The 4,035-nt window shown below is 60.8% G+C and carries 3 protein-coding genes; all 3 read right to left on the reverse strand.

The annotated features are described in order from the left end of the window. Positions 1–5: 5 nt before the first annotated feature. On the reverse strand, positions 6–422 hold the full coding sequence (locus tag ASF66_RS08080; protein ID WP_056843480.1) for a neuraminidase-like domain-containing protein: 417 nt from the start codon (positions 420–422) through the stop codon (positions 6–8). Between the two features lie 273 nt (positions 423–695). Beyond that, the gene (locus ASF66_RS08085) at positions 696–3,662 is read right to left on the reverse strand and encodes a Tc toxin subunit A (protein WP_056843481.1); all 2,967 of its coding nucleotides are present in this window, start codon (positions 3,660–3,662) and stop codon (positions 696–698) included. After that, a partial coding sequence (locus ASF66_RS08090) for a Tc toxin subunit A (RefSeq protein ID WP_236707078.1) occupies positions 3,604–4,035 on the reverse strand: 432 nt, incomplete at its 5' end. The genes ASF66_RS08090 and ASF66_RS08085, both read right to left, overlap by 59 nt.

Genomic DNA, 4,035 nt, shown 5'->3' on the forward strand with positions numbered 1-4,035 from the left:
CTTCTTCATGCGCAACGACGGGTCGATGTCTTCTTCATGCGCAACGACGGGTCGATGTACAGCGACGGGTACCAGGCCAGTTGCTGGTTGGCGGCCCACAGCGGGTATTGGTTGCGCTGGTCGCGCCACTCGGTGAGTAGCCCTTCGCTGAAGCGCACGTCATCGTAGCCGGGCTCCATGCCCAGCAGGGCACCGTTGATGTACTGCTGCAGGCTGGCGATGGCACTGGCCACCGGGCTGGTTTCTACCGCCTGGGTGACCTGGGTATCGAGCAGCAGGTACTCGTACAGGTCGTTTTCGGTGCGCAGTTTTTCGGTCAGCCCGAGTTCCTGCAGGGTGGTGTCGTTGGGCACCAGTTCGCCCAGGTAATAGGCGACGAGGGCGTCGCGAAAGCTTTCGTTGAGGGTTGCTGCGATGGTCATGGAATGGATTCCTGTGTGGTGCGTTGGGCACCAGTTCGCCCAGGTAATAGGCGACGAGGGCGTCGCGAAAGCTTTCGTTGAGGGTTGCTGCGATGGTCATGGAATGGATTCCTGTGTGGTGGTTCAAGGGTTTTTTTGGGTGACAGTGAGGGCCTCTTCGCGGGCAGAGAGCTCGCCGCCCGCCCCGCTCCCACACAAGTTTCGCGAACACCTCGAATTCCTGTGGGAGCGGGCTCTGCCCGCGAAGGTGGCACTGCGGTCACCCCGTAGGCGTTAGCGAACAGCCGCCATCGCCGCCTGGCCTACCGCCTGCCAGTCAGCCTCGGGGCTGTCGGCCGTCAGCGAGCAGGCTTGCAGCAGGGTCGCCGCGTTCAGGCCCGTCTCGAGCGACACGGCCTGCGCCCGGCGCAGCCAGTCGATGTGCGCAACAGTCTTGGCGGTCTTCTGCGGCAGCAGCTCGGTCAGCAGCGCCACTTCGGTTTCGCGCCAGCCCAGCAGGGCCGACACTGCGGCATTGCAGGTTTGCGCCTGCACCGCCAGTTGGCGCTTTCCTGGGCGCTTGGAAACCAGCGCGTTGGCCTGTTCCAGGTAGCCCAGCAGGCGTTCTTCGGGTTGGCCCAGGGTGTTGAAAAGGGTCTCGTACGCCTTGAGCAGACGCAGATTGTCCAGCTTCAGCGGTCGCAGGTTCGTGGCGCCGAGCCATTCCGGGCAGGCGATGAAGGTCCGCAGTGCGCGCGGGCCCAGATTTGTCCAGGTTACAACCTTGCTGACGGCCACAACGTGCTGCAGCCTCTGGAGCGTGTACTCTTGGGATGAGCGCTCAGGCTCGCCCTCGATCGGCCAGCCCTGGGTGACGTGATACAGCACCGCCCCTGGCGCAAAGTTGGCCAAGTGCCCTGCCAGCACGGCTAGCTCAGGCATCAGACCGGTGTGTTCTTGCAGTAGCGCTTCGCTCACACGTTCCTGACGGCGCAGGCGCTCGAGCAGCCATTGGTCCAGGCAGCCCATGGCCGATTTGGCGGCTTCGGATGTCAAGGCAAGCGAGTCAAGCATCTGCTGAAGGCGAGTTTGCAGCTGTGCCAGGTCAGTGTCTTGGGCCGTGAGCTCTCGATCGATCACGAAGCCACTGCTGCTGACAAGTGTCCACGCACGCAGCTGTACGTACCAATCGACGGCCGTGCCGTCTTGCAAGGTAGGCAGACCCAGCTCATTGACCTGCTCTGGGGTGACGCGTTGATCACGAGCCTCGTTGGCCAGTTGTTCAAGACGTTCGTACAGGGCAGGGGCGGGTGTGCGGCTTTCGACGGTATCGAGCAGTGCACGCAAGGACGATACAGTCAGCTTGTTATCCTTGAGCCAACGCACCGCCCAATCCAGCTCCATCAGCACGTCAAGGATGTCCTTGCCGTCAGACTCGAGCGCTTTCAAACGACCGCTGGCGACCAGCGTGCAGTAGGCACTGCCACCCAGCAGCTCGGTCAATTCGCAGCAGTCGTTGACCGACAGACCGAACATCTGCGCGATGCGCGCCTGACGGTACAGCGAGGAAAGCACGGCGAAGGAACGTCGTAGCGGCGTCACATGGGTCAAGGTCGCCTTGGCGATACGCTCGAACTCGATGCCGGGCTGAACGTTCAGGCTGGCGCACAGTTGCGCGATGGTTTTTTGATGCGCAGGCTCTGCGGAATCCAGTTTGAATTCGACGTTGTCGATCATCAGCGGGGTGTCGAACAACACGGGGGTGTTGAACACCGCATCCAGTTGCGGGACCTTGCCGCTGCTGGCGTAAGGCGACACGTGGTACATGAACGCCGCAAAGGTTTCGGCATCAACGCGATACTGCTCGTTGAAGTGGCGGTAGGCACCCAGGGCGCGCAGGGTGTTGGCGTTGATCTCCAGGTTGGCGTTGGCATCGCCTTCGCTACGCATGGCGGCGGTGATCAGCGTATCCAGTTGAGCGAAAGGCAGACCGGTGACTTTTTGCAGACGAATCATGCGCTGCAGGCGGTCGAAGCGTTCCAGGCTGGTGTTGGTCAAGGACCATTTGCCGCTGGCCGGTTCCTCCATCAGCGCCATGGCGTTGTCGTAGTTTCGATAGCCACGAGTGCCGGGGTCGCTGCCGCCCACGCCGTTTACATAGCAGGCGCCGTAATGACTGGACAGCGGGAATGCCTTCGATCCGCTTGTCCCGTTCGCTGCTCGATTAGCGGTGACGAAATGGGCGGACTTAACCGGGGCATGGGCTTTCACAGCCAACAAGGCTTCGGCCTGTTCACTGTCAAGCGAGGTTGCGCGCAGGAATCCATCGAACGCCGTCAGGGGATTCATGGCAGCGAAGCGTAGGTCGATGCCATAGTGATTGCGGAAGAACGCTTGCTCTTCGGGGGTGAGGGCGTAGTCGTCCTCCGGTACGAGGGTTAACTTCCATTTCGCGAGTTGTAGTGGGCCAGGGTTCCAGTCCTCCAAGGCGGACCAGGATTGGGCGTTGATGGTGATATCGCAACGGTGCTGTGCGAGATTTGTGAGGGTGCTCTCATCCCCTGTGTATTGGATCAACAAGGACTTGGCAAAGCCGCCGCCGGTCAAGATTGCATGGTTGATTGGCCGCCGCGGACCGCCAAGCAAATCGCATGAGTAAAAATTCATCGGCAACGTTTGTCGAGTTCCGTCGGCAGTGAAAGACAACACTGCGGATGTTGGTCCCATTTCTCCGGTCTCTATGGGCTCAAATGCTGAAGGGGCTGCGGATACCACATCTGGTTGAGGCAACAGGAGATAGGTCGCCCTGTACGAGCGTATCGATCTGATAGCATCCCCACTGGGCGCATAAAAAATCTTGCTCCCTAGCAAACTGCGTAACCCAATGTAAAAATGGCTAAACAGTGAAGGTGCCAAGACAATCTTCTGCAAGCTGGGGCTCAGACCGCTGAGCGCAATCAGCGCGGCACTTGCGTCGGTAGTCACATGGCCAAAAGGCTGACCCGTTCCTGGGCCGGTCACGCTGACCCGATAGCTCAAGGCGCCCAGCGCAGGCTTCTCCCTACCCAGCGCCAGACTCACCTGCTGATGCGCGAAGTGATACGGAAACACGAACGGGTGTTTCTTCTCGGCCAGCAGTTGATGCACCGGCCGCACATCGTCTTTTTCCTGCTGGTACTTGTTGATGCCCTGGGTCAGCACGTCATTGACCAGGTCCAGCATGGGCCGGCTCTGGTAGGTGCTTTGCTCGTCGATCAGCATCTGGTCCAGACTGGTACTTGTTGATGCCCTGGGTCAGCACGTCATTGACCAGGTCCAGCATGGGCCGGCTCTGGTAGGTGCTTTGCTCGTCGATCAGCATCTGGTCCAGATCGGGGCGGCGCACCGCCAGCGGGATGCGCAGTGGCGAGGTGGAGGCGCCTTCGATCTTTTCGGCGGCGAAGCGGCGCAGCGAGCCCAGGTAGGCCACTGGTCCGTCCATGGCTTCGATAGCGCCGACCTTGCAGAACTGGTCCCAGTTTTCCTTGAACAGATTCGGGTAGCTGGGTCCGACGTTGACCAAGGCGCGCACGCCGGTTTGCGGCGCGATCAGCGGCAGGCTGCGGCCGGACGAGACCTGCTCTTCACGGAAGGA

The sequence above is a fragment of the Pseudomonas sp. Leaf129 genome, assembly GCF_001423465.1.
Lineage (GTDB): Bacteria > Pseudomonadota > Gammaproteobacteria > Pseudomonadales > Pseudomonadaceae > Aquipseudomonas > Aquipseudomonas coleopterorum.